Source organism: Pseudomonas sp. ADAK2, from assembly GCF_012935755.1.
Taxonomy (GTDB): domain Bacteria; phylum Pseudomonadota; class Gammaproteobacteria; order Pseudomonadales; family Pseudomonadaceae; genus Aquipseudomonas.
The window spans coordinates 3,064,882-3,088,551 of sequence record NZ_CP052862.1; the positions used below are offsets into that span (position 1 = coordinate 3,064,882).

The 23,670-nt window shown below is 59.2% G+C and carries 26 protein-coding genes; 2 read left to right on the forward strand and 24 right to left on the reverse strand.

The window, feature by feature from the left end; all coding sequences use genetic code 11:
* Window positions 1–5: 5 nt before the first annotated feature.
* The 16 genes from HKK52_RS14335 to HKK52_RS14410 all read right to left on the reverse strand — a co-directional run bounded on the left by HKK52_RS14335 (window position 6) and on the right by HKK52_RS14410 (window position 12,804).
* Window positions 6–218 carry a tail protein X gene (locus HKK52_RS14335; protein ID WP_169371363.1) on the reverse strand — a complete coding sequence of 71 codons (213 nt, stop codon included), beginning with the start codon at window positions 216–218 and terminating at the stop codon, window positions 6–8.
* On the reverse strand, window positions 211–594 hold the full coding sequence (locus HKK52_RS14340; protein ID WP_123511955.1) for a phage tail protein: 384 nt from the start codon (window positions 592–594) through the stop codon (window positions 211–213). The genes HKK52_RS14335 and HKK52_RS14340 overlap by 8 nt, the downstream gene beginning before the upstream one ends.
* Window positions 594–2,738: a phage tail tape measure protein gene (locus HKK52_RS14345; RefSeq protein WP_169371364.1), complete on the reverse strand. Its 2,145-nt coding sequence runs from the start codon at window positions 2,736–2,738 to the stop codon at window positions 594–596. The genes HKK52_RS14340 and HKK52_RS14345 overlap by 1 nt, the downstream gene beginning before the upstream one ends.
* A gap of 128 nt (window positions 2,739–2,866) precedes the next feature.
* Window positions 2,867–3,448: a phage tail assembly protein gene (locus HKK52_RS14350; protein ID WP_169371365.1), complete on the reverse strand. Its 582-nt coding sequence runs from the start codon at window positions 3,446–3,448 to the stop codon at window positions 2,867–2,869.
* Window positions 3,449–3,631: 183 nt separating this feature from the next.
* A complete protein-coding gene (locus HKK52_RS14355) occupies window positions 3,632–4,138 on the reverse strand; it encodes a phage major tail tube protein (protein WP_169371366.1) in 507 nt (168 codons plus the stop codon).
* Window positions 4,138–5,304: a phage tail protein gene (locus HKK52_RS14360; protein ID WP_169371367.1), complete on the reverse strand. Its 1,167-nt coding sequence runs from the start codon at window positions 5,302–5,304 to the stop codon at window positions 4,138–4,140. The genes HKK52_RS14355 and HKK52_RS14360 overlap by 1 nt, the downstream gene beginning before the upstream one ends.
* A gap of 1 nt (window position 5,305) precedes the next feature.
* The gene (locus tag HKK52_RS14365; RefSeq protein ID WP_169371368.1) at window positions 5,306–5,488 is read right to left on the reverse strand and encodes a hypothetical protein; all 183 of its coding nucleotides are present in this window, start codon (window positions 5,486–5,488) and stop codon (window positions 5,306–5,308) included.
* 97 nt (window positions 5,489–5,585) lie between these two features.
* On the reverse strand, window positions 5,586–6,146 hold the full coding sequence (locus HKK52_RS14370) for a DUF4376 domain-containing protein (protein ID WP_237150783.1): 561 nt from the start codon (window positions 6,144–6,146) through the stop codon (window positions 5,586–5,588).
* Window positions 6,147–6,155: 9 nt separating this feature from the next.
* Window positions 6,156–8,051 (reverse strand): phage tail-collar fiber domain-containing protein, encoded by a 1,896-nt coding sequence (locus tag HKK52_RS14375; RefSeq protein ID WP_169371369.1) that lies wholly within the window; start codon window positions 8,049–8,051, stop codon window positions 6,156–6,158.
* Window positions 8,052–8,687 (reverse strand): phage tail protein I, encoded by a 636-nt coding sequence (locus HKK52_RS14380; protein WP_169371370.1) that lies wholly within the window; start codon window positions 8,685–8,687, stop codon window positions 8,052–8,054.
* Window positions 8,684–9,679 carry a baseplate J/gp47 family protein gene (locus HKK52_RS14385; protein WP_169371371.1) on the reverse strand — a complete coding sequence of 332 codons (996 nt, stop codon included), beginning with the start codon at window positions 9,677–9,679 and terminating at the stop codon, window positions 8,684–8,686. The genes HKK52_RS14380 and HKK52_RS14385 overlap by 4 nt, the downstream gene beginning before the upstream one ends.
* A complete protein-coding gene (locus tag HKK52_RS14390; RefSeq protein ID WP_123405816.1) occupies window positions 9,676–10,008 on the reverse strand; it encodes a phage baseplate protein in 333 nt (110 codons plus the stop codon). Before HKK52_RS14390 ends, HKK52_RS14385 begins: the two co-directional genes overlap by 4 nt.
* A 10-nt stretch (window positions 10,009–10,018) precedes the next feature.
* Window positions 10,019–10,630, reverse strand: coding sequence for a phage baseplate assembly protein V (locus tag HKK52_RS14395; RefSeq protein ID WP_169371372.1), 612 nt, complete (start codon window positions 10,628–10,630; stop codon window positions 10,019–10,021).
* A gap of 3 nt (window positions 10,631–10,633) precedes the next feature.
* Window positions 10,634–11,146 (reverse strand): hypothetical protein, encoded by a 513-nt coding sequence (locus HKK52_RS14400; RefSeq protein WP_169371373.1) that lies wholly within the window; start codon window positions 11,144–11,146, stop codon window positions 10,634–10,636.
* Window positions 11,147–11,192: 46 nt separating this feature from the next.
* Complete coding sequence (locus HKK52_RS14405; RefSeq protein ID WP_169371374.1) at window positions 11,193–11,534, reverse strand: phage holin family protein; 342 nt, start codon at window positions 11,532–11,534, stop codon at window positions 11,193–11,195.
* Between the two features lie 535 nt (window positions 11,535–12,069).
* A complete protein-coding gene (locus tag HKK52_RS14410; RefSeq protein ID WP_169371375.1) occupies window positions 12,070–12,804 on the reverse strand; it encodes a LexA family transcriptional regulator in 735 nt (244 codons plus the stop codon).
* A 219-nt stretch (window positions 12,805–13,023) separates the two neighbouring features.
* Between HKK52_RS14410 and mutS the strand changes: the two genes are divergently transcribed.
* The gene (mutS, locus tag HKK52_RS14415; protein WP_178117486.1) at window positions 13,024–15,591 is read left to right on the forward strand and encodes a DNA mismatch repair protein MutS; all 2,568 of its coding nucleotides are present in this window, start codon (window positions 13,024–13,026) and stop codon (window positions 15,589–15,591) included.
* A gap of 142 nt (window positions 15,592–15,733) precedes the next feature.
* The gene (fdxA, locus tag HKK52_RS14420) at window positions 15,734–16,057 is read left to right on the forward strand and encodes a ferredoxin FdxA (RefSeq protein ID WP_008077096.1); all 324 of its coding nucleotides are present in this window, start codon (window positions 15,734–15,736) and stop codon (window positions 16,055–16,057) included.
* Between the two features lie 459 nt (window positions 16,058–16,516).
* On the opposite strand, the gene rpoS is transcribed toward fdxA, so the two are convergent.
* The 8 genes from rpoS to HKK52_RS14460 all read right to left on the reverse strand — a co-directional run bounded on the left by rpoS (window position 16,517) and on the right by HKK52_RS14460 (window position 23,651).
* Window positions 16,517–17,524, reverse strand: coding sequence for an RNA polymerase sigma factor RpoS (rpoS, locus tag HKK52_RS14425; protein ID WP_008154012.1), 1,008 nt, complete (start codon window positions 17,522–17,524; stop codon window positions 16,517–16,519).
* Window positions 17,525–17,629: 105 nt separating this feature from the next.
* Window positions 17,630–18,487, reverse strand: a complete 858-nt coding sequence (locus HKK52_RS14430) for a peptidoglycan DD-metalloendopeptidase family protein (RefSeq protein WP_169371377.1) — start codon at window positions 18,485–18,487, stop codon at window positions 17,630–17,632.
* A gap of 211 nt (window positions 18,488–18,698) precedes the next feature.
* Window positions 18,699–19,334, reverse strand: coding sequence for a protein-L-isoaspartate(D-aspartate) O-methyltransferase (locus HKK52_RS14435; RefSeq protein ID WP_173860469.1), 636 nt, complete (start codon window positions 19,332–19,334; stop codon window positions 18,699–18,701).
* A 41-nt stretch (window positions 19,335–19,375) separates the two neighbouring features.
* Entirely contained in the window at window positions 19,376–20,125 is a 750-nt protein-coding gene (gene surE / locus HKK52_RS14440) for a 5'/3'-nucleotidase SurE (protein ID WP_169371378.1), read from the reverse strand.
* Window positions 20,113–21,171, reverse strand: a complete 1,059-nt coding sequence (truD, locus tag HKK52_RS14445) for a tRNA pseudouridine(13) synthase TruD (RefSeq protein WP_169371379.1) — start codon at window positions 21,169–21,171, stop codon at window positions 20,113–20,115. The genes surE and truD overlap by 13 nt, the downstream gene beginning before the upstream one ends.
* Window positions 21,168–21,641 (reverse strand): 2-C-methyl-D-erythritol 2,4-cyclodiphosphate synthase, encoded by a 474-nt coding sequence (gene ispF, locus HKK52_RS14450; RefSeq protein WP_010462780.1) that lies wholly within the window; start codon window positions 21,639–21,641, stop codon window positions 21,168–21,170. The genes truD and ispF overlap by 4 nt, the downstream gene beginning before the upstream one ends.
* Window positions 21,642–21,684: 43 nt before the next feature.
* The gene (gene fghA / locus HKK52_RS14455; protein WP_169371380.1) at window positions 21,685–22,530 is read right to left on the reverse strand and encodes an S-formylglutathione hydrolase; all 846 of its coding nucleotides are present in this window, start codon (window positions 22,528–22,530) and stop codon (window positions 21,685–21,687) included.
* Window positions 22,531–22,538: 8 nt separating this feature from the next.
* Window positions 22,539–23,651, reverse strand: coding sequence for an S-(hydroxymethyl)glutathione dehydrogenase/class III alcohol dehydrogenase (locus HKK52_RS14460; RefSeq protein ID WP_169371381.1), 1,113 nt, complete (start codon window positions 23,649–23,651; stop codon window positions 22,539–22,541).
* Between the last annotated feature and the right edge of the window lie 19 nt (window positions 23,652–23,670).

Below are 23,670 nucleotides of genomic sequence, written 5' to 3' on the forward strand. Positions count from 1 at the left end.
CCTCCTTAATCCCAAGCCGTTGCCGGCGTTTTCGCTGCGGGCCTGGTTTCAAGCTCCGGCAGCACCACCCAGACGCCTGCTGGCAGTACAGGGCCTTGCTCGGCCAGTATCGGATTGAGGCGCCACAGCGCTTCTTCAGCCCCGTCGTCACAGCGCTCGGTTTCGCGGTAGAGCAACAGATTCACCGAGTCACCGGCGATGGTTCGTACCTTACGCATTGACGTATTCCCCCAAGGTAATCGACCAAGTGATCAACATCGCCGTGCCGTCATCAATCACGCAGCTTTGGGTTTCCAACACATCATCGATGCGCCACAAACCCCAGTTGCGCCCAATGCCATCGACCAACGGCAAAGGTATGCGCAGCGCCTGCAGGGCACGCAATTCGTCGAGCCGATCCATGGCCACCGCGTACATTGCCTTGCCAGTGATCGTCAGGGTTTGCAGGCCTTGACCGGTCTGGCTGGATTTGGGCTTGCTGGTCAAAATATCCACCTTCACCCAGCCACCGTCCGACTTGCGCACCAGACCGTCGTAGGCAAAGTTGCTCGACAAGCCAAAAATGAACGTACCGAGTGCCATTTGCTGCCTCATCAAGCCACCCCATCGGTCAGGGCCGTGTCACGTCGCACGGCGAGTTGATTGGTCGTTGTCATCATTGCGAACTGGTTGGAAAGGTGTTGCACGACCAGGTTGGCCAATTCGTTGGTATTGGGTGAATCGAGGCCGTTGATGTAGATGTTGGCGTTCACCGTGTTTTGCTGATTGTTGGTTTGGGCGTTAGTCAGGTCTTTGCTGACCTGGTCCGGTGACAGGAGGCGATCAGCCCCGGTGTAAATGGACTCACCCAGTGCTTCGCCGCCCTTGCCGCCGAAGTAGGAACCGACCAGGCCACCCACCACAGCGCCAAGCGCAGTGCCCAGGACCGGTACGAAGCTGCCGATCATCGCGCCGGTAGCCGCGCCGGCATAACCTCCGGCCGCTCCGCCAATACCCGAACCGACAGCGCCTGCAGCCCCTTTGTAATCGCCGGCCATCAGTGCCTTGACGCCGTTGTAACCCGCGTAGGCCAGTGCCAGCGGCCCGCCTAGCCGACCTGTGAAAGTCTTGGCCCTGGCATTGGAAGTAACCAGTCGGTTACGTAGCGTAGGACGCGGAGGTTTGGCGTCAGCGGCTCCCGGCTGTTTCGGGTTACCACCCTTCTCCTGCGTACCGTCGCTGACTTTTTTCTTGTCCTGGCCACCGCTTTCATCACGTCCCGGCGGCTGAATAGCAGCGTCCGGTTTGAAAAGTTCTGTGGCGGTGGTGGACACAGTCGACGCCAGTTTGTTCAGGATGGGGCCACGAAGCGGACTGGCGGCCGCAACACCGAGCAAGGTCACGGCGGCGGTGACTTCCGGCAACGTTTCAACCAACGAACTCACACCACTGACCGCCATGTCGGCGCTCAGCATCGCGAGGTCAGTCACTGGAGCAATTGCGTTACCAACCCCGGTAACAAGACGTGTCCAACTCGCATCCAACCCATTCCAGCGTGCTTGCGAGGTATTCCCTCGAGCTTCGGCGGTTTGCGCCATCGAGTCCTTGTCACCGTCACCCTTGTCGGACGCCACAGACAATGCGGTCTTCAGATCCTGAGGCGACTTCAGCAACTTGCCGATGCCCTCGTCGCCCTCAAACAGCGTCTTGATCAACAAGGTCTGTTGCTCGGCCGGCTTGCTCTTCAAAGCCGCCAGCACATCGCTGATCGCCCCCGGTGCATCCTTGCGCATTCTGCTGGCGAGGGCTGCGGGTTCGATATCAAGTTGCACCCAGGCAGCTCGCTGCTCTGGCGTGGCGTTGTCACCTTTACCGAGCGCAGTACCAAGGGTTTTCAACGAGGCGCCAGCTTCTTCTTTGCCCACGGAAGCGCTCAGCAGGGCCGCTGCGATCGCCGCCGTTTGCTCGGGCGCCATACCGGCGGCCAGACCTGTCTCGCCGCCGCGCAGTACGACCGAACCGATGTCTGCCGCCGTCGCTTTCAAATCGGGACTGGCGCCAAGGCGGTTGGCCGCGTTGCCTAACTCAAGACTTTTCTCTCGATCCAGGTGCAACGTAGTGCGCAAGCCGGTCATCAGCGCTCCGGCTTCCTTGATATCGATCTTGAACGCCGAGGCCATGATGGCGCTGTCGCGTGCAAGATCCCTCAGCGTCTGTCTCCTGTCCTGCGGTTCGACGTCTTTGAGAACCCGTGCATCAACCGCCGCCTGTTGGACCTGCAACAGCTGCACACCTGTTGCGCCGCTGGGGGCGGTACGTTTTTCACCCGCTATCTTCTGGGTGTCATTGCCCAGTTCCTGAAGCTCATCCGGGTCCAGATGCAATTTTTGATTCAGGTCGACCAAGGCGGATTGTGCCGCGATTGCAGGCCTCAAATCCTCTGGCGGTGCTCGCTGGTCAACCTCAGCCTTGAGCTTTGATTTTGCCTCACTGGCTGGCGCTGGCGCCGATGCATTCGCCTTGAGCAACGACTGCTGCGTCGACAGTGCACCGGTCAACGACGCCAGGGTTTCGCGAAGCTTTCCCTGCTCCGCCACCAACAGACGGATATCGAGGCTGGCCGTGGTCAGAGCCTGGTTCAGCCCCGACAGCGGGTCTTCGAAACCGACAAGCTCCGGCGTTTCAGATGCGCTGCCCAGTTGCGGCAGCTCGATGCGATTGATGTCCGCACCGTGCAGCGAATAATCACTCTCTGCCATCCCGCTCTACTCCTGTTTCACGCCAAGGCGAGTGATCGCGATGTCGTAGCGGCGCAATGCCTTGCCGGCGTCCCATTCCAGAATTTCCGCCTCACTTACCGGGTAAATGAGCGGCACCACATCGAGGATTACTTCGATGTCGCGCTCCGAAAGAAGTCCGCCGGTTTGTTTAAAAAATCGTCGATGCGTATCTGAAGCTGTGTCCAGTCGGGCACGGTCAGCAGGTCCAGATCGGGGATCATCAGCCCGGTGCAATGGGCGGTGATGAACTCGGCGCGTTCCTTGGCGGTTTTCAGTTTCTTCATCGCCTTGGTGGCGCGCAGCACCGGCATTTCCAGGGTCAGCGCAGTCATGCTGCGGCCCCCGGCGTTGAGCGGTTGCAGCAGTTGTACTTGATCGGGTTCTGCCGATGGATCGCCCTGCCCTTCCTGTTCCAGAAAGTAAGAAGCCGGGCGGGTCGACATTTCGTGCACGTACTGGGCGATGCTCACGTAGTCCGGGCGTTTGAGTTGGTCGAGTTCCTTGACCGACAGCCCGGTGGCCAATTTCGCCAGTTCGAAAAACTGATCGTCCTCATCATCACCGGCATGGGCCAGGGCCTCTTTTTGCGCGGCGTAGAACAAGGGTTTGAGCTGAATCTGCTCGATCTGCGCCTGAGTGTCGGCGGTGATCGGCGACAGCAAGACGTGAACAGGAGGCGTCCAGGACATGAAATGAATTCCTTGGTGGATCATGGGGAGGTGTTGCGTAAATGCCGATTGGTGAATGCAGATCAAAGGGATTGCAAAGCCCCTTGTGGGAGCGAGCTTGCTCGCGATGGCGGAGGGTCACGCAACACAGTGTTGGATCTGCCGGCCTCATCGCGAGCAAGCTCGCTCCCACAGGGATAGTGTTTACGGCATCAACACGGCGCGGCGGGCGTCACCGAGGATGTCGACGCCATTGAGCATGAACTTCTGGGTGCGCACGTCGATGTCGATCACCGGGATGCCGTTTTCGAGACGGTTGTAAGTACGGCAGGTGAATTCAAGCGTGGTAATCGGCTTATCAGCCATCTTGACCACCGACTCGCCCAAGGACTTCAGCTTGCCGCCAATGGTGTGGTAGGTGAACCAGGTATTGCCGTCCTGATCCTGACCGGCTTCGCGCACGTTCAGCAGGATGTCGTCACCCAGTTTTACACCCAGGGCCAGCATGACTTCCGGGCCCATGCCTTGCAGGGCCAGCTTGGCCGTCAGCACGGATGCGCTTTTGACCATGTCCTCGCCGATAAAGCGCCCACCCGTCATCGTTTCCATTGCGAAATCGATCTTCGGCGGCTCGAAACTCTCCACAGTCGCCGACAACGGCAGGCCTTGCAGGGTGGCCGCGATGGCCTGTCTTACGCGGTTGGTAAACATTAGAGAACATCCTCCAGGAACTGCTCGATGATTTCATCGCGGGCGTTGAGTTGGTAAACCATGTGTTCGTTCGGCGCGTAGCGGCCGTAGTCGATGACGATGAACCAGGTGCCGTTCTTGTATTTCTCGACGCTGTTCAATTCCGGGTGCAGGTACACGCTGCCGCCCGGGATGGTTTCGTCGGCGACCAGGGTTTGCAGCCAGTCGTTGATGCGCTTGACCTCCTGATCCATGAACGACTTGGTCAGGTTCTTGGCCATGGCTTTCTGGCCGGCTTTCACCAGCTTGCGGCTGATGGCGTCTTCGAGGCCGACGTAGCTGATGAACTTGCCGGTGACGGAGCGGTTACCCAGCAGCGAGAAGCCGCCGAGGACGGTGCGGGCGTAATAGCTGATGCCATAACGGTTGAGCAGATCGCCTTCGGTGGAGGTGTCGAGGATGTTGTATTCCACGACCCGCGAAACGTCTTCGGCATAGGTCACCTGGTTGCCCGGGCTTTCCCATTGCTTGACCTTGGCCAGTGCGGCGATGGCCAGGCTGGAAGGTGCGAGGAACACGTTTTTCTTCGCCGCTTTGGAGTAAACGGCCGGCATGTTGTGCACGACCAGGCAACGGTCGAAACCGAGGTCCGCACCGCCCAATTCCTGGCTGTAAGTCACTTGATCAGCGACCGCGGCATCCTTGCCGTCGAGCACTACGCGGGCCTTGATGCGCTTGCCGAACGAAGCGAATTCGCTGGCCACCGCTTTGGTACCTGTGAAACCTGGCGCACCAATGATGGTCAGGTCTTCCGGCACGCCGCTCAGTGCAGCCAGGCCGAGTTTGCGACCGGTCACCGGCTCAATGCCGCCGATCACGTTGTTGATGGTATCGGCCGGGGCGGTGCCCTCTTCGACGATGACCACGTAGACCGGCACCTTCACCACTTTGAGGATCTGGTACACCGCGTGGTACAGCGTGCCCGACTCGGCGCCGGTCGGATCGAGCAGTGCCTGAGTGGTGAAGCTGTTGATGCGGAACGGGGAGTTACGCGGAATCAGCGGATCGGCTTTCGGCGCGGTGCCGACCAGGCCAATGACGTTGTCGCCCAGGCCACCCATGGCCTCGGGGGATTCAGTGGCATTGACGGTAATGCCGTTGTGCTCGAAGTTCAAAACCTCAGCCATGTTATTCAGCCTTCTTGGCAGCGGCCGGTTGGGCCTGGGTGGATGTTTTCAGTTCCAGGCGACCGGCGCTGAGCAGTGCATTGGCTTCGACGTCGAGCAGGTCGAGTTCCTGGCCGGCGGTGGACCAGTGACCACGCCCGACGGGGAACGGGACGAGGACGGTGTAAGTTTGGCGTTCTGCCATTTGGGTTTCTCCAGAGACGAAAAAGCCCCTTGGTTTTAGGAAGGGGCTGTTGGGTGTTAATTAGCGGATAAGAAAACGCCCCGACGGTGCGGGGCGTTTATTGAAGCTGGGTGATGACCGAGGTCTTTTCGGGCGGCGATGAATCCGGCCAGCCTTCAGTCAACATGCTGTCACGATAAGTACCCGTCTCGACTGCGCGCAGTAATGTCAGTTCGCGGTCAAAACAAGTCTGTACGTGGGCACGAACAGCCGTCGCAATAGAGATAATCCTGGGCGCATCCAACTCAACAAAACCTTCAGCCGTTTTCCATGAGCATTTGTAAGATGAGTCAAGAATGGCCGAGACGGCTGCACCTGCAATCAACGCCTGTCCATCTCGCGATGTATCAATCGTCGAACCATCGACAACAACGCCTGACGCTTCTCGTTGATAGCGCTCAGCCGCTATCAACGCTGCAAAATCCACCTGAACATCAGGAAATGGAGTTTTGGTTAACGCTCCATCTATCAGACACCAGCGTCCTGTTATGTCCGTTGCAGACCTCGCCCATAGATCATCATCAATTTTCATCGCTCCTTCAGGAATGTCGCAAACACCCTGAATAAGACGTTCTTTTATATAACCGTGCTGATCAAACGTAACGTATTTATTAGTCATAACTTTCCCCTAGCAGCCCACGGCCAACCATCTTGTTGAAGTGCCCGCAGAAGACCGAACGGTGAAGCCTGTCCTGGTTACCCCTCCCATTGCAACAAATCCAACCGCCCCCGATCCAGGGGTGTAGTCACTCATTGCGATGGCAGACAACGCAGCCGTTGGAAACGTGAGCGGATAGTCAACCACCCGGTCAACCGTAGTGGAAACCACGCTATACACACCCCATTGGATAATGAATCCGCCAAGCCACGACGGGAATACGCAGTAGCCGATGCCGGACTTCAGTATCTGAAAGCCCCAAAGCAACTTTTTAGGCGTAACGATTGTTGAATCGTCCGTACCCAAATTGACCGCGGTCTGAGTTGCGACCTTGGCTGTCCCTTGCTTGATCTCCGTTGCCTGGGTGGCTAGAGCAGCAAGCGCGGCGATATCAATATTTCCCTGATTAACCGGAGCGTTCCAGGCTTTGATACACAACATCAACGCAATGTTACGCGGACGTGCAACACCTAAAGCACCAGCGTTCACCGGTGTCGTGCCGGCTGTAAAAACAGAGTTACTGACGGGATAGTCCAATGCGGTGTATGGATCTAGTCCATGAGCCTCCGCTATGCCTGCGTCCGATGATACGTTGTGCCAGAGGCCGGAAACGGCTTGGGCGATGTTAGACGGGTCGAAGGACTGCAAGCTGCCTTTCTGCCAACTGCCCAGCGCACGCCCAGCATCGACCCCACGCCCGTGATCCCAACCGCGCAAAAACTCGCCACGCGTTTCCGGCAACCGGAAGTTACCAACCCCTTCATCCCCCTTATTGAACTTGCCTGCCAGATAAGCGCTCAAGTCGGGATAAACCGCGCTGCTCTTGACGCTGTTATCCAGCTCAAGAAACCCCGGCGGTGGCGTATCAACCGGGAACGCGACAATCGCCCCCACCGGCAACGCCGAAGCCTTGGCAATCAGCGCCTCGATTTCAGGCTTGGTATAGGTGTCCTTGATACCAAATCCGGCCAGCGTTTCAGGATTCGCCCCACCGGTTGCCCGTCCATACTTATCAACGGTCAAACTCTTGTAGGTGCCAGGCTGAATCCCGGTCCGCCCCGCCAACATCTCAAACGTCAGCGCAGTCGCGTCCAACGTAATCGGACCGTTGGTGGTCAGGTGCCACAGCGAGTCACCATTCGCCGTTCCTTCTTCAACCATCACCGTCAGGCCCGGCGTTACCTTGGCGCTGGTGTTGGCGTCAGTCGTGCGGACCCAGGCGCCGTTGGCAACTACCCAAAGGCCGTTGTCCTTGGCCAACGTCTGCGTCGTCAGCAACACGCGATCGCCGGCAACAACCGCGACACCATCAATCTGTTGCGCACCGTTCAACACCAGGTTGCCAGTTGCGGCAACGCGAACCGATTGCTTGCCGTCGAGTTTGCCGAGTTCTTCGGCGAGGTAGCTCATGACCCAGGCACGGGTGGCCTTGACTACAGTGTCATCGATCAGAAGCGTCACTAACGACGCGTTACTGGTCTCGAAAATCGAGCGAATGTAAAACTCTTTCCCCGATCCCGACGTTGCCAATACCGGTTTAAACGACTCCGGATATTTAACGATGGCGTACAAAACCCCGGTATCGGTCCAGATCCCGGCCTCGCGCACATACCAGCCGCCCACGTCCGGCGGGATGGTGACTTCAGCGAGCAGCCAGCTCGGATTTTTCTCATCCTGGAACAGTGCATTGAGCGGCCCGCGCCAGACTTCGCGTTTCAGTGCGGTGGCCGTGGCGGCCGGGTTGTAGACGCTGCCACCACCGTCACCGACGGAAATCTGTGACAACTTGATCGGCAGGCCCGCCGCTTTGCAGGCAGTTTCGTAGGCGATCCCCGCGTTGGTAAGCAGGGTGTAGTAGTCGGCCATTTAGGACCCCTGAGGATAAATAGTGGAGGTTTCGACGGTGTAGAGCCCGGCGGCCAGAAAGAATTGGCCCGAGGCTTCGAGCCCTTCGATGACGATCGGATAAACCGTGGTCAGCTCGCCGCATAGGGTGACGGCGCCGATGACGTGATTGCCGAAGGCACTCAGGCCGACGGAGACCTTTAAGGTGTCGCGCTCACTTTTGGCGTCCGCCAGGCGTCGATCAAGACGCGCATCGATTTCTTCGCTGTAGGGCTGCTCGGAAAAAGCCCTGACGGAAAAGCTGTAAGGCGCGCCCGGTGGTGTTTGTTCGTACCAGGCCCGCACATCGGGTTGGAGCCGCAAACCTTTGGCGGCGTTTTCCAACGCCTTTCGAGTACCGGCCTGCCGTGCGGTGGGCCAAGCGAGTTCGACCGTCAGGCGCTTCTCAGCTTCTGGCGCTTCGGAACTCCACTCGCTGACACCCCGATCTGCACCGAGGTAAGGCAAGAACGCCAACGGTGTTTCGGCGGGGTTCATCAACTCCGGAAACGGCGGCGTAATGCGCTCAAGCAATTTGCCGAAACCGAGATCCAGTGCCCGTTCCAATGGCGAACTGTTGGCTGGCAACAGGCTTGGACGAGGTATGTCGTCACTCATAACGTGTCCACCTCAACCTCGACACCCGTGCAATACGGGGCCTGGAACGCCGTCGTCACAATCGGCGCCAACGGTTCAAGGATTTGCAGTTGAACCGCGCCGGCGCTGTGCAGCGTGTAGTCGATCCAGCTCGGGTCCACCCGCCCTTCCAGGCGATGACAGGAGTCGGCATAGGCCTGCAATTGCTGTTGCGCGGCGACCTTGGTCAGCCCCGAATCGGGACCGGCGTTGATCTTCGCCACGACGCGGATTTTGTAGGTCTTGATTTGCGCGCCCTGCACGGTGACCAGGTCGGTTTCGGGGCGTACATCAGGCCGGGCGAAATGCTGGCGAACGCCATCGAGCAGGTCTGCGGACGGCGTGCCATCGCCCTCCCGGGCCAGCACCGTGACCATCACCTCGCCGGGCGCAGTGCGGCGTCCGTTGCCGTCCTTGACCTGCGCGGCATAGCCGTCCGGATCGAAGGTGTAGGTGACGGTCACCACGCCCGCCGCAGCGGTTTCGACCTTCACCGCAGGCCGTTCGCCGAGGGTAAAAACCTCCCGGCGATACTGCATCCGCGAACCCGCTGCCGGGGCGTGGGGCGCCAGGTAATAACGCAACCGGGCGTCGTCGTCGCTTTCAAAAACCGGAGGGATCGGCGGGAATGCCGCCGGGTCGCCCGGGTCCAGCAGTTGACGCTCAAGGCCCATGTCCGCCAGGCGTGCATCGAGGTTGCTGCCGGTGGCCCACCACGCCAGCATCTGCTTGATGCGGGCGTTGTATTTGCGTTCGTGGGTTTGCAGTCGCACACAAAACGCTTCTAGGGCCAGGGTCAGCAATTCGCTTTCGTTTTCCAGGCTGACCACAACCTTTGTCGCGCTCTCGGGGGAACGAGCGCCGACGTATTCAACGACGAAAGTCTTGAACTCGGCGAGCAAGTCCTCAAAGGCTTCGACGGTGACGATGGCCGGCTCGGCCAACTGGTTCTGGCCGGGGATCAACATACTCATGTCACTACCTCGAAAGTCTGTTGACGGTTTTTCCAGGTGCCGGCGAAGCGCAGCAGCAACCCCGCGCCCTGTCGGCTGGCCACAATGACTTGCGGCTCAAAATCGTCGATGCCGTTCTGCTTGTTGTAAAACGCCTGCGCTGCATGGCTCTGGGCCAGGATCAGCACGTCGTCGCCGAGGTTCTGGCCCAGCAACTGCGGGAGTGTGCTGCCATACAGTGGTCGTTTCTGGCGTGTGCCCAACGGCGTGGTCAGTGCGCGGGTGGCGCGCTGCACAAACTGCAGCCAGTCGTCGACGGTGGCTCCGGTGTTTCTATCGATTCCGATCATGGGAAACCCTTTATTTGGGGCTGATGACACGCCCTTGGTGATCCACCACCGGGCCGCTCAGGTGCACGCCGGCAGCGTCGATCAGCAAACCGACCGCGCCCAGTTGCAAGGTAATTGCCTGGGGCGTCATCGCCAGTCGCGCCGGGCCGATGTTCAGCTCAAGGGATTCGCGAGAACCGCTGAAAGCCGCCGGGCCGTTGTTCCAGTGCAGGACATGGCTGGCATCGTCGTAGCCGCTTTCCGTGCCGTCCTGATAGAGGCGACGGGTCAGCGACGCCAGTGTCGAGGCCGGGGGAAACCGGTCACCGTTAAGCCCGAACAGCGCGACCGACTGCCCACCGCCCTCGCCGCCACCGTGATTCAGCAACAGGCATTGCTCGCCGACGGAGGGGATCCGCGACTCGCTCTGAGCCCCGGCACTCGGGTTGAAAAAACGGATGGCCGGGCTCAGCAATTCACCGTGGCGGACCTTGCAGGTATTGCTGGCCGCATCGACTTCCTGACACACGCCGATCCGACAAAAGCTGTCGGCGCGTCGATACAGGTCTTCAAGCTCAGTCTCCATCTGCGCCAAGCGCTCGATGATCGGGCCCAGTTGCATGCGTAACAGCGCGTCAAACATGGGCTAGTCCTCGAGTGCGGTGTATTGATCCGGGTCGTCGATGTTTGACACCTCCCAGGTGCGGGCGAATTTCGGGATGCCCGTCGGGTCTTCGAGCAGCAATGGCCCGAGGTACAACGTCTGGGTGAATAAAACGGTCCAGGCGTTGTATTCCCGTGTGCCGCTGAGGGATGTGGTCGGAAGGCCATCGATGTTCTGCGGCAAGTCGCATTGATCGGCCGGCAGTTTCCAGCGATTGTCGGTGACGAGGTTTTTCAACTCGCTGACCAGGTCGCACACTTCAGGCCCCGGCGTCGGCAACACAACTTGCAACGAAACCGTCAGGACATGGGCAATACGTCCGTTATTGGCGCGGTTGCCCGGCGCATCGTGGTCGATCGAGATCAGCACCCGGGTCGAATCGTCGGTGCTGTCGAAGTCTTGATGGCTGCCGACCTTCACGCCGGGAAGGGCGATGCGCAACGCCTCGGCAATGGCAGTAACAAACTGCGAAGGTTTTTCGATGACAACGGACATTAATGGCCTCCTGTTCACCTGCAACGCAAAGATCAGCGCCGTTGTTTTATTGTTGATCCGGACGTGGCGGGAGGTCGCAGACACCGATCCGCTTCGCCGCCCAGCGCTCATAAAGCCCGATGGCCACGTCCGCCCCCGCCATCGCCGTGAGGCAACCAAACGCACACGCGGTCCAGATCGACACGCCAGCGGCGTACAGCAACATGATCGCGGAGACTCCGCAGATCACGCAGGCCCCGGAGCGCAACGCCAGGCGCCGCAACAGCGCCCAGCCTCGAGCGCCTTCCTTGTCGGCGCGCCACATTTCGCCGGACACCCCGCCCACCAGGGCGAGGACGATGACAAGCCAGATCGGCATGTCCAGCAACGCTTGTTGCTCGTTTGTCATGTCACGCCTCCTGGGGTGATTGATGAGTGATGTGTGTATTTCAAACCTTGTCTCTTGAAGTGCCTGACGGTAGGTAGGCATTCCAAAAAGCCCGGCGATTAACCGGGCTTTTCAGTAATGCGGTCCTTCGCCTTCCTTTGATCCTGTTAGCAAAAAAGGAAGCTGACTTTTCGGCGCTACTGGCGCGGTACGAGTCCATTCAAATTGTTTTTCCGACCGCGGTCCCTGCCCGCCGGATAACTGCTTCTGGTGCTTTACGCTGCACACCCGGGTCAGTTGCCAACCCTCTGAACCGTTGAGGCCGGTTCATCGCTGCCTTTGTGGTGGAACTAAAGAGCTTCGTTTCGAGCCGCTTTGTTGAGCGGCTTGAGACAAAGAATATGCATGGATGCATATACAGTCAATGCGCAAATGCATTTATTTATGCATTTGTTTTGCGCTGACGCATGAAAGCCTCGCAGACAAAGGTGTTGGTGGTTTTGCGCAGGCGAAAAAAAACCCGCCGGGTGGCGGGTTTTATCGGGTAACGGTTAGGTTAGCGGGCGTACATGCCCCACCAGAAGACGTGACCGAGGATGACGATCTGCTCTTCCTGGATTTCCTGGAAGGTGTAGTCCTCGTCCGGGTGCTCATCGCGATTGAAGCTGCGCAGACGGATACCGGAGGGTAGACGATAAAGCTGTTTCACCCGCAGTTGGCCGTTATGGTTGATCGCGTACAGGTCGCCGTCGACGATGTCGCCAATCCCGCATTTACCGGCATTCACGCCGACGGTGGCACCATCGCGCAGGACCGGCAACATGCTGTTGCCGCGCACCGTCACGCACTTGGCCTGGTCGAACTGCACGCCGTTATGACGCAGACTGCGCTTGCCGAAGCGCAAGCTGGAGCGCTCGCTTTCTTCGATGACGAATCTTCCTGATCCAGCAGCCAATTCAACCTCGCGAAGAAAGGGGACCGACACCTCGTCGTCATCGACAGGGGTATCGTCGTCCCACAAGCTTATATCCTTGAGTTCGGAATGTAGGGGCTCGCGCCCGGCACCGGCGGCCGGCGCAACATCCGCGCGCCCGCGCAATTGATCGGTGCTCACGGCGAAGTACTCGGCGATCTTCGAGATGTGCTTATCCGAAGGATCGACGATCTTCCCGCTGAGGATGCGCGAGAGTGTGGATTGAGGCACGCCGGTGCGTCGGTGAAGCTCCGTGGGGGAGATCCCGTGCTGATCGAGCAGCGCTCTTAAGACTGAAGAAACATTGCGTTTTTGCATAACGCGAATAGTGCTTGATCTTTTTCCGGAAAACAAATGCAGAATTGCATAGAGAGCGCATAAAACGTAAATAAAAGCGCAATGGTCTCAGGCCTTTCATGCCTGCGTCCGGCAGACGGCTCATGTTAACCTTGCGCCCATCGCGGAAAAGCCGGGCCGATGCCCCTCCTTTGCCCTACACCTTTCAACGAGTTTTCCTGATTTCCGATGAATAAAGCTATCTCCGATCTGTCCTCGCACACGCCGATGATGCAGCAATACTGGCGCCTGAAGAACCAGCACCCTGACCAGCTGATGTTCTACCGCATGGGTGACTTCTACGAGATCTTCTATGAAGACGCGAAGAAGGCCGCCAAGTTGCTGGACATCACCTTGACCGCCCGTGGGCAGTCGGCGGGCCAGGCGATTCCGATGTGCGGGATTCCTTACCACGCCGCCGAAGGTTACCTGGCGAAACTGGTGAAGCTCGGCGAGTCGGTGGTGATCTGTGAGCAGGTTGGCGATCCGGCCACCAGCAAGGGGCCGGTGGATCGGCAGGTGGTGCGGATCATCACGCCGGGTACGGTCAGTGATGAGGCGTTGCTGGATGAGCGTCGGGACAACCTGATCGCGGCGGTGCTGGGTGACGAGCGTCTGTTCGGTTTGGCGGTGCTGGACATCACCAGCGGCAACTTCACCGTGCTGGAAATCAAAGGCTGGGAAAACCTGCTGGCGGAGCTGGAGCGGGTCAATCCGGTAGAGCTGATGATCCCGGACGATTGGCCGAAGGACCTGCCGGCGGAAAAACGCCGCGGGGTTCGTCGTCGGGCACCGTGGGATTTTGAACGCGATACGGCGCTGAAAAGTCTCTGCCAACAATTCTCGACCCAGGACCTTAAAGGCTTCGGCTGCGAGAACCTGACCCTGGCCATCGGTGCCGCCGGCTGCCTGCTCAGCTACGCCAAGGAAACCCAGCGCACCGCCCTGCCGCACTTGCGCAGCCTGCGTCATGAACGCCTGGACGACACCGTGGTGCTGGACGGCGCAAGCCGTCGCAACCTGGAGCTGGACACCAACCTGGCCGGTGGCCGCGAGAACACCCTGCAATCGGTGGTCGATCGCTGCCAGACCGCCATGGGCAGCCGCTTGCTGACCCGTTGGCTGAACCGTCCACTGCGGGACTTGACCGTGTTGCTGGCGCGTCAGACCTCAATCACTTGCCTGCTCGACGGCTACCGTTTCGAAAAGCTGCAACCACAACTCAAGGAAATCGGCGACATCGAGCGGATCCTGGCGCGGATCGGTTTGCGTAACGCTCGTCCTCGTGACTTGGCCCGCCTGCGTGATGCCCTCGGCGCATTGCCCGAGCTGCAAGTGGCGATGGCCGAACTCGAAGCCCCGCACATCATTCAACTGGCCGCGACCACCAGCACCTACCCGGAACTCGCGGCGTTGCTGGAAAAAGCCATTATCGACAACCCGCCGGCAGTCATCCGTGACGGCGGCGTGTTGAAAACCGGTTACGACGCCGAGCTGGACGACCTGCAATCGCTCAGCGAAAACGCCGGGCAGTTCCTGATCGACCTTGAAGCCCGCGAGAAGGCCCGCACCGGTCTGTCGCACCTGAAAGTCGGCTACAACCGCATTCACGGTTACTTCATCGAGTTGCCGAGCAAACAGGCCGAATCGGCGCCGGCGGACTACATCCGTCGCCAGACGCTCAAGGGTGCCGAGCGTTTCATCACGCCAGAACTGAAGGCGTTCGAAGACAAGGCGCTATCGGCCAAGAGCCGTGCCCTGGCGCGCGAGAAGATGCTCTACGAAGCGTTGCTCGAAGACTTGATTTCGCAATTGCCGCCGTTGCAGGACACTGCCGCCGCGCTGGCCGAACTGGACGTGTTGAGCAACCTCGCCGAACGTGCACTGAACCTTGACCTGAACTGCCCGCGCTTCGTCGACGAGCCGTGCATGCGCATCAGCCAGGGGCGTCACCCGGTGGTCGAGCAAGTGCTGAGCACGCCGTTCGTGGCCAACGACCTGAGCCTCGACGACAATACCCGCATGCTGGTGATCACCGGTCCGAACATGGGCGGTAAATCCACCTACATGCGCCAGACTGCGTTGATCGTGTTGCTGGCGCACATCGGCAGCTTCGTACCGGCAGCCAGTTGCGAATTGTCGCTGGTGGATCGCATCTTCACCCGGATCGGTTCCAGCGATGACTTGGCCGGTGGCCGTTCGACCTTCATGGTTGAAATGAGTGAAACGGCGAACATCCTGCACAACGCCACCGAGCGCAGCCTGGTGCTGATGGACGAAGTCGGACGCGGTACGAGCACCTTCGACGGTCTGTCCCTGGCCTGGGCTGCTGCCGAGCGCCTGGCGCACCTGCGTGCCTACACGCTGTTCGCTACCCACTACTTCGAACTGACCGTGTTGCCGGAGGCCCAGCCGCTGGTGGCCAACGTGCATCTGAATGCCACCGAGCACAACGAACGCATCGTGTTCCTGCACCATGTGTTGCCTGGGCCTGCCAGCCAAAGCTACGGCTTGGCGGTTGCGCAATTGGCCGGCGTGCCGAGCGAAGTGATCGTGCGTGCTCGCGAGCACCTGGGTCGCCTGGAAGCCACTGCCCTGCCCCACGAAGTGCCGAAAGCCGTCAAAGGCAAACCGGCCGCGCCGCAGCAGAGCGACATGTTCGCCAGCCTGCCGCATCCGGTGCTCGACGAACTGGCCAAACTGGACCTGGACGATATGAGTCCGCGTCGTGCGCTCGAAATGCTCTATACACTAAAGACACGGATCTAACGCACTTGCGTGCAAGCTGTTAGAATCTCGCGCGGTTTGGGATGCTGCTGGCTCATAGCCTGGCCAGCAGACTATCGCTCCCGAACCTGGCGACCCCAACGTGAAGGGGCTCCGCTGCCGCCGCCTGAGGAGAAAATTAGAAATGACCTTCGTCGTCACCGACAACTGCATCAAGTGCAAGTACACCGACTGCGTAGAAGTCTGTCCGGTGGACTGCTTTTACGAAGGCCCGAACTTCCTGGTGATTCACCCGGATGAGTGCATCGACTGCGCACTGTGCGAACCAGAATGCCCGGCCGTGGCCATCTTCTCCGAAGATGAAGTCCCGGAAGAGATGCAGGAATTCATTCAGCTGAACGTTGATCTGGCCGAAATCTGGCCGAACATCACCGAGAAGAAAGAATCGCTGCCCGATGCCGAAGAGTGGGATGGCGTGAAAGGCAAGATCAAAGACCTCGAACGCTGATTGACCCCGCGTTCTTGAAAAGGCCCCTTGTGGGCCTTTTTGCTTTTCTGCAGGCAAAAAAAGGGGCGGTTTGACCCGCCCACATTTTTTCCCTATTCCCTGTATTCCTTTTCATCGTCCTGATGAACCGCGTCCTGCGATGTCCTTTCCCCTCTTCCTTGAAGGGCGTGTCTATCCGTCGACACAACCCAGATACTAGAGAATTCCCCGGCATGAACAACCGCCCTTCGGGCAGGTAACGGCTTGTCATATGCGCGAAACAAAACAAAATAACCATATAAAACAGCTAGTTAAAATCATGCCGCAGTCAAAATAGACAACTGCCAACCTGTAAAAATAGCGAACACTTACGAAAGAGTAAGCAAAGTCTTACAACGCGAGTCTACGAACCCGAGATTTCTCCCAGGCAACAAAAAGCCCCGAACCAGTCGGGGCTTTTGGTTGCCATTGAGTGGACGCTTATTGAAACAGCGACTCACTCGACAGGCCGTTCTTCTCGAGAATCTCTCGAAGTCGCTTAAGGCCTTCCACCTGGATTTGCCTGACCCGCTCCCGGGTCAAACCGATCTCCAGGCCCACATCTTCCAGCGTGCTGCTCTCGTGACCGCGCAGGCCGAAGCGGCGTATGACCACCTCGCGTTGCTTGTCGGTCAGCTCCGAGAGCCACTGATCGATGCTCTGTGACAGGTCATCGTCCTGCAGCAGTTCGCATGGATCGGTTGGACGATCGTCGGTAAGGGTGTCCAGCAGGGTTTTATCCGAATCCGGACCCAGCGAGACGTCGACCGAAGAAACCCGCTCGTTCAGGCCCAGCATGCGCTTGACCTCGCCCACCGGTTTTTCCAGCAGGTTGGCGATTTCTTCGGGTGAGGGTTCGTGATCGAGCTTTTGCGTCAGTTCCCGTGCAGCCCGCAGGTACACGTTGAGCTCTTTGACCACATGGATCGGCAACCGGATGGTCCGGGTCTGATTCATGATCGCGCGCTCGATGGTCTGACGTATCCACCAGGTTGCGTAGGTCGAAAAGCGGAAGCCGCGCTCAGGGTCGAACTTTTCCACGGCCCGGATCAGCCCGAGGTTACCCTCTTCGATCAGGTCCAGCAGCGACAAGCCACGATTGACGTAACGCCGGGCGATTTTCACCACCAGCCGCAGGTTACTTTCGATCATGCGTTTGCGCCCGGCCGGATCGCCACTTTGCGACAAGCGCGCAAAATGAACTTCTTCTTCCGGAGAGAGCAGTGGGGAAAAGCCGATTTCGTTGAGGTACAGCTGCGTGGCATCGAGTGCCCGAGTGTAGTCGATGTACTTGTGTTGCTTTAGCGAAGCGGAGTGTTTGGATTTGGCGCGAACGGAAGGCGGTGCAGCCCCTTCATCATTCGACATCGAATCCGTGCCGATGCCGGTCTCCATAAGGAGAACCTCATCGTCGATGTCAAACTCCGGCACTTCTTTACTGAGAGCCATTGTTATAGTCCTTTGGTGAGTTCGACCTCAAGCTCAAGCGGCGCCTTTATCCTTGGCAACGCTGGAGCCTGTTCCCTCTACGTGACGGAACAGGCTGACAACAAATCAACGACGTGGCAGGAATTGCAGCGGATCTACAGGCTTACCTTGTCGGCGAATCTCAAAATGCAGTTTCACCCGGTCTGTACCCGTTGACCCCATTTCGGCAATTGTCTGTCCGACTTTGACCTGCTGCCCCTCCCGAACCAACAGCCTACGGTTATGTCCGTAAGCACTGACGTAGGTATCGCTGTGTTTGATGATGACTAATTCGCCGTAGCCCCTTAAGCCACTCCCGGCGTATACCACCGTCCCATCAGACGCAGCTAAAACAGGCTGTCCCAAATCCCCGGCGATATCAATTCCTTTATTCAAACTACCGTTTGAAGAGAATTTTCCAATTAATATGCCATTAGAAGGCCATCCCCAGCCGGTCGGGGCCGGACCTGCAGGAGGCAGTGGTGCGAGGGCTGGCTTGCTCGCGACGGACGGTGCAACCACCGCTGTACTGGTCGTTGCGCCATTCGGTTGGCGTCGGATTACTGTGGTTTTCAGCGACGATGAAGGCGTTGAATTTGACGAGCTTACGACTGTCGTCGGCGTTGAACCGGTACGACCATCGAAGCGAATCGTCTGACCCGGATGGATCGTGTATGGCGTAGGAATATTGTTCCGGGCAGCGAGGGCTTTGTAGTCCCAACCGTAGCGAAAAGCGATCGAGAACAGAGTGTCTTTAGGTCGAACGACATATTGACCCGTGGTGACGGCCGGACGCTGGGCTACGGTTTTGTTGCGATCCACCACGCCAACGGTGCTCGACTTGGTGCTGGAGCAACCGACCAGCAACGTGCTCAAGACAAGGCCAGTCACCAGGCGCTGAAAGCTTGCTGTACCCATACGCTGCGCAATGACTGTGAGACTCACCCGCCGCTCCCTTTGTGGTGGCTGAAAATGTGGATTGCCGTGTTCCGGCACGAAATGTCGCAAGTATAACGGGCCGTACAGGCTTTACCTTTAATGACGTGAAATCGCTTCGCGCACACGTTTGCTGCCTGACGATGAAATCCGTTTAAACAATCGATGCCGCTGTAAGACACGGCCGATCGAAGAGAATTCAGCGCGCGAAAACAAATGCTCAGGCCAGTGGCCCATTGAGCAATGGCACGAAGCGTACCGCTCCCAGAACACGCCTGGAAAAGCCCTGTTCTTCACGGATGATCAGCATCAATTGCTGGACCTCACCGGAGCCGACCGGAATCACCAGGCGTCCGCCCGGCGCCAACTGATCAAGCAGTGCCTGGGGCACATCGGTGGCAACAGCGGTGACGATAATGCCGTTATAAGGAGCCAGTGCCGGCCAGCCTTCCCAACCATCGCCCCAGCGGAAGACCACGTTGCGCAGGTTCAGCTCGACCAGGCGTTCCTTGGCCCGGTCTTGCAACACCTTGATGCGCTCCACGGAGAACACCCGCTCCACCAACTGCGACAGCACGGCGGTCTGGTAGCCCGAGCCGGTGCCGATCTCCATCACCTTGTCCAACGGACCGGCCTCCAGCAGCAGCTCGCTCATGCGCGCCACCATATAAGGCTGGGAGATCGTCTGGTTATTGCCGATCGGCAGCGCGGTGTCTTCGTAGGCGCGGTGAGCCAGCGCCTCGTCAACGAACAGGTGACGCGGTGTACGGCGGATGACTTCCAGCACCTTGGCGTTGGAAATCCCCTCTTCATACAGCCGCTGAATGAGGCGCTCGCGGGTCCGCTGGGAAGTCATGCCGATGCCGCGACGCAGCATATCGTCTTGTTCACGAGACATTAACGCAGCCCCTCCAGCCAGCCATCGAGACTTCTGAAGGCATCATTGAAGGTGCGATCCAGTTGTAGTGGAGTGATTGAGACATAGCCCTGCATCACCGCATGGAAATCGGTTCCCGGACCGCCGTCTTCGGCGTCCCCTGAGGCGGCAATCCAATAGCCGGACTTGCCCCGTGGATCGACGACTTTTATTGGCGCCGCGGCGCGGGCGCGATGCCCGAGGCGGGTCAACTGAATACCGCGGATATGGTCCAGCGGCAGGTTCGGAATATTCACGTTCAGCACCGTGCGCGGTGGCAGCTGGAGGTCAGCATGGGCTTCGACCAGTTTGCGCGCAAAGTAGGCGGCTGTGGGAAGGTTCTCTATTTGCCGTGAGACCAACGAAAAGGCAAACGAAGGACGCTCCAGGAAGCGACCTTCAAGGGCCGCCGCCACGGTGCCGGAATACAGCACGTCGTCCCCCAGGTTCGCACCCAGGTTAATACCGGAAACCACCATGTCCGGCTGGCGCTCCAGCAAGCCGTTAAGGCCCAGGTGCACGCAATCGGTGGGTGTGCCATTGAGGCTGATAAAGCCGTTGGCCAGGGTTTGCGGGTGCAACGGACGGTCGAGCGTCAGCGAACTGCTGGCGCCGCTTTTGTCCTGGTCCGGGGCGATAACCACGCACTCGGTGAAATCCGCCAGCGCAGCATAAAGCGCGGCGAGACCGGGTGCGGTTACCCCATCGTCGTTAGAAATCAGAATACGCATGGGCTGTCCGTCTGCCCCACCGGCACCAGATCGACGAGTTCGCGCACCAATACGGTGGCGAAGCATCCGGCCGGGAGGACGAATTCCAGTTGCAGAATGTCAGGCTCGGGATAATGCCACGTCAACCCACCAATGGGCAGCCGCAGGATGCGACGTTCGTGGCTCATTCCGGCGTTAATCAACCAATCGCGCAAGTCTGCTTCGCGGCTGGCGATTGCCTGCTCCAGTTCATGGACAGCGCCCGTGGTCGGCGAGTCACCTTCGCCCCACTGCGGACCGGTCGGATGCAGGTCAAGTATCGCCAGGCGTGGATCGTTGCACTCGGCTTCACCGGCCGGAAAGAAACTGCGGCTGTCGGTGAAAGCCAGCAGATCGCCGACCTGGGCGCGCTGCCAGCTGCCATCAGCGACACGCGCCGCCAACACCTGGTTGAACAGAAAACTGCGGGCGGTGGAGAGCAGGCGCGAACGCACGTTGCGCTGCTCCGGCAACGCTTTACGCGCAGCCCAGGCGCGGGCATCGACTACGTTGCCGCCATCAAAGCCGAAGCGCTGGGCACCGAAATAATTCGGAATACCTTGCTGGGTGATCAGTTGCAGGCGTTCTTCGATCGCCGCCTTGTCGCCGGCAAATTGGGTCAGGCGCAAAGTGAAGCCATTGGCCGAGTGGGCACCGCGTTGCAGCTTGCGCTTGTGCCGGCCGGTCTTGAGGATCTTCAGCGTGTCGTTTTCCGCCGCCGACAGATCGGGGTCGGCCTTGCCCGGCAGTTGCACACTGAACCACTGGCGGGTCAGTGCCTGACGATCCTTGAGGCCCGCATAACTGACGGTCCTCAACGGCACGCCGGCCGCTTTTGCAATCCGGCGTGCGGCTTCTTCGGTGTTCAGACCGCGCTTTTCCACCCAGATCCACAGGTGCTCGCCATCGCCACTGAGCGGGATGTTGAGCACTTCATCAACCTGGAAATCTTCCGCCGTGGCTTTCAGTACCGCGGTGCCAAGGGCTTCGCCATAGGCGCGCGGGCCAAGCAGTTGCAGTTCGTTCATGCGCGCAGCAACAAGGCAACGGAATGCACGGCAATGCCTTCTTCGCGACCGACGAAGCCAAGCTTTTCGGTAGTGGTAGCTTTCACGTTCACTTGATCCAACTCAACTTGAAGATCCGCGGCAATGAGCGCGCGCATCGATTCGATATGCGGAGCCATTTTCGGCGCCTGGGCGACGATGGTGTTATCGACGTTGCCGACTTTCCAGCCCTTGGCGTGGATCAGTGCGACGACGTGACGCAACAGCACGCGGCTGTCGGCGCCCTTGAAGGTTGGATCGGTGTCCGGGAAATGCTTGCCGATATCACCCAGCGCGGCGGCGCCGAGCAAGGCATCGCTCAAGGCGTGCAGCAGGACGTCACCGTCGGAGTGAGCGAGCAGCCCGAAGCCGTGTGCAATCCGCACACCGCCCAGAGTAATGAAATCGCCTTCAGCGAAACGGTGCACATCATAGCCGTGGCCAATACGCATAAAAAAACGCCCCGATTTTTGTCAGGGCGTGATTCTACCTGCATTAGGCGCCTAGGGCGCGCGCATGATGCTGCAAGTGGTCGTCGATGAAGCTGGCGATGAAGAAATAGCTATGGTCGTAGCCCGGTTGCAGACGCAACGTCAACGGATGACCGGCCAGTTTGGCCGCTTGCTGCAAGGCTTCAGGTTTGAGTTGGGTGGCAAGGAAATCGTCGCGATCGCCTTGATCGACCAGCAATGGCAACTGCTCATCGGCCTCGGCGATCAGGGCGCAAGCATCCCATTCGCGCCACTTCGAACGGTCCTCCCCAAGATAACGGGAAAAAGCTTTCTGCCCCCACGGGCAATCCATCGGGTTGTTGATCGGCGAAAACGCCGACACCGACTGATAACGCCCCGGATTACGCAGCGCGCAAACCAGTGCACCGTGGCCACCCATGGAATGCCCGCTGATGCCGCGCTTGTCCGACGCCGGGAAATGCGCTTCGACCAATGCCGGCAATTCCTGCACAACGTAGTCATGCATCCGATAGTGCCGGGACCACGGTTCCTGCGTGGCATTCAGATAGAAGCCGGCACCGAGCCCGAAGTCCCAGGCGCCATCCGGGTCACCCGGCACATCAGCACCGCGCGGGCTGGTGTCCGGCGCAACGATGATCAGCCCCAACTCGGCGGCCATGCGCAGGGCGCCGGCCTTGTGCATGAAGTTCTCATCGGTGCAGGTCAGGCCGGACAGCCAGTACAGCACCGGGAGCTTGCCGCCCTGCTCCGCTTGCGGCGGCAGGTACACCGCGAACACCATGTCGCAGCCGAGCACGTCGGAGCGGTGCCGATAGCGTTTGTGCCAGCCGCCGAAGCTTTTCTGGCAGGAAATATTTTCCAGGCTCATGACCGACCTCAGAAATGGATGACGGAACGGATGCTCTTGCCTTCATGCATCAGGTCGAACGCCTTGTTGATATCTTCCAGGCCCATGGTGTGGGTGATGAAGGTATCCAGCGGAATCTCGCCGGTTTCAGCCATTTCTACGTAGCTTGGCAATTCGGTGCGACCACGCACGCCGCCGAATGCCGAACCGCGCCAGACGCGACCGGTGACCAGTTGGAATGGACGGGTGGAAATCTCCTGGCCGGCACCGGCCACGCCGATGATCACCGACTCGCCCCAACCTTTGTGACAGCACTCAAGGGCCGCACGCATCAACTGCACGTTGCCGATGCACTCGAAGGAGAAGTCGACGCCGCCATCGGTCATGTCGACGATGACTTCCTGGATCGGGCGGTCGAAGTCTTTCGGGTTCACGCAATCGGTTGCACCCAGTTGCTTGGCGATCTCGAATTTGGCTGGGTTGATGTCGATGGCGATGATGCGTGCAGCCTTGGCTTTGACTGCGCCGATCACGGCCGACAGACCGATGCCACCGAGACCGAAAATGGCCACGGTGTCACCCGGTTTTACCTTGGCGGTATTGAGCACCGCGCCGATGCCGGTGGTGACGCCGCAGCCCAGCAGGCAGACTTTTTCCAGGGGCGCTTCTTTCGCGATCTTGGCCACGGAGATTTCCGGCAGCACCGTGTATTCGGAAAAGGTCGAGGTGCCCATGTAGTGGAAAATCGGCTGACCCTTGTAGGAAAAGCGCGAAGTGCCATCCGGCATCAGGCCTTTGCCTTGGGTGGCGCGAATCGCCTGGCAGAGGTTGGTTTTGCCCGACAGGCAGAATTTGCACTGACGGCATTCCGGGGTGTACAGCGGGATCACGTGATCGCCGACAGCAACCGAGGTTACGCCTTCGCCGATGGCTTCAACCACAGCGCCGCCTTCGTGACCGAGGATCGACGGGAAGATGCCTTCCGGGTCAGCGCCGGACAAGGTATAGGCATCGGTGTGGCAAACACCGGAAGCGACGATGCGCAACAGGACTTCACCGGCCTTCGGCATGGCGACATCGACTTCAACGATCTCGAGGGGTTTCTTGGCCTCGAAGGCAACGGCGGCGCGCGACTTGATCATGCTGACTCTCCAGTGAATA